Consider the following 3942-nt stretch of genomic DNA (forward strand, 5'->3'; position numbering starts at 1 on the left):
GACGCGCCGTCCACGCGTCGCGATGCACCGTTCGCGCCTGTCGGCGTCCCGTCGCTCTGCCGCGACGCGCCGGCCTCCTGCCTCGATCCGTCGTCGGCCCGCCCGCGATCGGTCCGCCGCGACGCGGATCCGCCGCGGGCTCGGCGCGACACGGACCCACCGTGACGCTCCCCCCGCACCCCGGAGGCACGGGAGACGCCACGACCGACGTCGCCGAGCGCGTGCGCGACCCGATCGGTCAGCTCGCGGCCGAGCAGGCTCGCGGCGAGGGTGCGCACCGGACCGATCACGGCGGCGTCCGCCGCCCGATCGGCAGGGGCCGGCGGGTCCGGCACCTGGTCGTCGTGCGCACTCCCCCGCCGCGTGCGCCGCGGACCCGCCCCGGGATCGGCACCCGTCGACGTGCGGAGCCGCGACGACGACGCGGGGTCGTGCGCGGTGCGACCCGACCGCCACAGCGACTCGGGTTCCGCCGCTGCCGGCCTCGCGAGCGGCTCCGGCGCCGCGGCGGCGAAGAGCGCGTCCTCGAGGCCGGGGACGCGGGGCCCGAGCCGCCGCTCGGATGCGACCGCCTCCGCGACGGCCTCCAGCGCCTCCGCGAGACCCGGCGGGTCGTCCTCGGGCAGGTCGGCCGCCAGCTCGGCGAGCAGCGCCGCCGTCTCCGGGCGCCACGGCATCCCTCCCGTGAGCGCCAGCACGGGCCGGAGCTCCTCGGTCAGCCACCAGACGCCCTCGTCGGCGCCGAGTCGCTCCGCCTCGGCCGCACCGCGCAGCAGGCTGACCGCCGCCGTGACGGCCTCTCCCGCCTCGAGCCTCGCGCGGCGACCGAGCGCGTCGGCGAGCCGGCCCGTGCAGTGCGGCAGCACGACGGCGTGCCCGGTCGCTGTGCGGGCCACGTCGAGCGGCGTCAGGACGTGGCCGTGCACGTCCGCGCGCCACGCCGGTCCGTCGCCGAAGGCCTCGGCGTCCACCCACACGCGTGCGGGAGCACCGGCCACGAGCGTCGCGGGGTAGGGCGCGTCGGCGGCGCTCAGCGTGCGCAGGACGCGCGGCGGTGCGAGCGGATCGGCGGCGGCAGGCGTGGTCATGTCCCGATCGTGCCGCGCCCGCGACCGCCGCGCTCGTCGCATGGCGGCATCCGTGGACAACCCGCCGACATCGCCCGCTGTGGACAGATCGTGGCGGCGCGAGGACCGCACCACGACCCGCGTCCTGCGGCCGCTCGGAGGCGGGCGCGCGTACCGGTATTAGGCTGTACGCCATGGCATCCCGTACCAACGCGCCGGAGAAGCGGCGCGGCTTCTTCTCGCAGATCCGCTCCCTGCTCGTCTTCACGAAGGACGTCTACAGCTGGATGCCGTGGCTGCTCATCGGCATCCTCGTCGTCGGCGCCGGCATCGGCGTGCTCATCGGCTTCCTCATCCCGCCGTTCCAGATCTGGAGCGTCGTGCTGTGGGGCTTCATGGGCCTCATGTTCGGCTTCATGATGTCGATGATGACCCTCACGCGCCTGTCGACGAGCGCCATGTACAAGAAGATCGACGGGATGCCGGGGGCCGCCGGCCACATCATGTCCAGCGCCCTCGGTCGCGCCTGGGTGTCGTCCGACATGCCGGTCGGCGTGAACCCGAAGACGCAGGACGCCGTCTACCGCGCGATCGGCCGCGGCGGCGTGGTGATCGTCGGCGAGGGCGCCCGCGGACGCCTCACCCGCCTCATCAACGACGAGCGCGTCAAGGTCCAGCGCGTCGCCGCCGGCGTGCCGGTGCACGTGCTCTACGTCGGCCACGGCGAGGACGACGTGCCGATCGCCAAGCTGTCGTCGACCATCAAGCGCCTCCCGAACAAGATCGACCGCGCCACGATGGCCGCGGTCCTCAAGCGCGTCGACTCGGTGTCGCAGTCGGTGACGTCGCTGCCCATCCCGAAGGGCATCGACCCCATGAAGGCGCGCGCGCAGCGCCCGCGCTGATCCGCTGAGCCGCGTACGGGCGGGCCTCAGGCCCTGACGAGCACCGTGCCGGCGGCCTTGTCGTGCAGGCCCCGCTGATCGGCGTCCCAGATGACCGCCGGGATCACGAGCGCCAGCAGCGCCGTGCGCACGACCGGGCGCCAGAGCCCTGCCCAGCCGCCGTCGAGGCGCGTGAGCCGCAGGCCGACGAGGCGGTGACCGGGGCTGCCCCCGAGGGTGGGGATGAACACGAGCTGCACCGCGCAGAAGACCGCGAGCGTCGCGAGGGAGTCGTAGGCGAAGAACGCGATCGAGATCACGACCGCGCAGGCCCAGTCGATCGCGAGGGCACCGAGGCGTCGTCCGATGCGTCCGATGCTGCCCCGACCGGATGCCGGCATCCCGAGCCGCTCGCCGGGATACGAGCTCTCGGAGACGGACACGCCCACCATGCTATCGAGGCCCGCGTAACATGCCCGAAACATGAGGGTTACTGGCGGGCAACTGGGCACGGCTAGGTTCGACTCCAGCCGTACGCCGCCGACGCGGTCCGCTACCCGATCTGGAGACTCAATGTTCAAAGACTCATCCGAGGTGCTGAAGTTCATCAAGGACGAGGACGTCAAGTTCCTCGACATCCGCTTCACGGATCTGCCCGGCGTGCAGCAGCACTTCAACATCCCTGCTTCGACCGTCGACGAGGACTTCTTCACGGTCGGCCAGCTGTTCGACGGTTCGTCGATCCGCGGGTTCGCGAGCATCCACGAGTCGGACATGCAGCTGATCCCGGACGTCTCGAGCGCGTACGTCGACCCGTTCCGCGAGGCGAAGACGCTCGTCATGCTCTTCGACATCTACAACCCGCGCAACGGCGAGATCTACTCGAAGGACCCGCGCCAGGTCGCCAAGAAGGCCGAGAAGTACCTCGCCTCGACCGGCATCGCCGACACCGCGTTCTTCGCGCCCGAGGCCGAGTTCTACATCTTCGACGACGTGCGCTACGACGTCACGGCGAACCACAGCTTCTACCACGTCGACTCCGAGGAGGGCGCGTGGAACACCGGTCGTGAGGAGGAGGGCGGCAACCTCGCCAACAAGACTCCTTACAAGGGCGGCTACTTCCCTGTCTCGCCGGTCGACAAGCAGGCCGACCTGCGCGACGACATCTGCCTCAAGCTGATCGACTCGGGCCTGATCCTCGAGCGCTCGCACCACGAGGTGGGCACCGGCGGCCAGGCCGAGATCAACTACCGCTTCGACACGATGGTGCACGCGGCCGACGACATCCTGAAGTTCAAGTACATCGTCAAGAACACCGCGCTGGAGTGGGGCAAGGTCGCGACCTTCATGCCCAAGCCGCTCTTCGGCGACAACGGCTCGGGCATGCACACGCACCAGTCGCTGTGGCTCGAGGGCAAGCCGCTGTTCTACGACGAGAAGGGCTACGGTGGCCTCTCCGACGTCGCGCGCTGGTACATCGGCGGCCTCCTCGCGCACGCTCCGGCCGTGCTGGCGTTCACCAACCCGACCCTCAACTCGTACAAGCGGCTCGTGAAGGGCTACGAGGCGCCGGTCAACCTGGTGTACTCGGCGGGCAACCGCTCGGCCGCGGTCCGCATCCCGATCACCGGCACGAACCCGAAGGCCAAGCGCATCGAGTTCCGCGCGCCGGATGCCTCGGGGAACCCCTACCTCGCCTTCGCGGCGCAGCTGATGGCGGGCCTCGACGGCATCAAGAACCGCATCGAGCCGCACGAGCCGGTCGACAAGGACCTCTACGAGCTGCCGCCCGAGGAGGCCAAGAACATCCCGCAGGTGCCGAACTCGCTGCTGGACTCGCTCGAGGCGCTGCGCGCCGACCACGAGTTCCTGCTCGCCGGCGGCGTGTTCACGCCCGAGCTGATCGAGACCTGGATCGAGTACAAGATCGAGAACGAGATCACCCCGCTGAACGCCCGCCCGCACCCCTTCGAGTACGAGCTGTACTTCGG

The 3942-nt window shown here is 70.9% G+C and carries 3 protein-coding genes and 1 pseudogene; 2 read left to right on the plus strand and 2 right to left on the minus strand.

What is annotated here, in order from left to right:
- A pseudogene (locus tag WML84_RS13565) lies at window positions 1–1088 on the minus strand (hypothetical protein); the annotation flags it as partial.
- A 173-nt stretch (window positions 1089–1261) separates the two neighbouring features.
- Here WML84_RS13565 and WML84_RS13570 point away from each other — a divergent pair.
- Window positions 1262–1972: a DUF4191 domain-containing protein gene (locus WML84_RS13570; protein WP_347346668.1), complete on the plus strand. Its 711-nt coding sequence runs from the start codon at window positions 1262–1264 to the stop codon at window positions 1970–1972.
- Between the two features lie 26 nt (window positions 1973–1998).
- Here WML84_RS13570 and WML84_RS13575 read toward each other — a convergent pair whose 3' ends face one another.
- The gene (locus tag WML84_RS13575; RefSeq protein WP_347346670.1) at window positions 1999–2352 is read right to left on the minus strand and encodes an RDD family protein; all 354 of its coding nucleotides are present in this window, start codon (window positions 2350–2352) and stop codon (window positions 1999–2001) included.
- A 172-nt stretch (window positions 2353–2524) separates the two neighbouring features.
- Between WML84_RS13575 and glnA the strand changes: the two genes are divergently transcribed.
- A partial coding sequence (gene glnA, locus WML84_RS13580; RefSeq protein WP_347346669.1) for a type I glutamate--ammonia ligase occupies window positions 2525–3942 on the plus strand: 1418 nt, incomplete at its 3' end.

The sequence above is a fragment of the Microbacterium sp. genome (assembly GCF_039812165.1).
Taxonomy (GTDB): Bacteria; Actinomycetota; Actinomycetes; order Actinomycetales; family Microbacteriaceae; genus Microbacterium.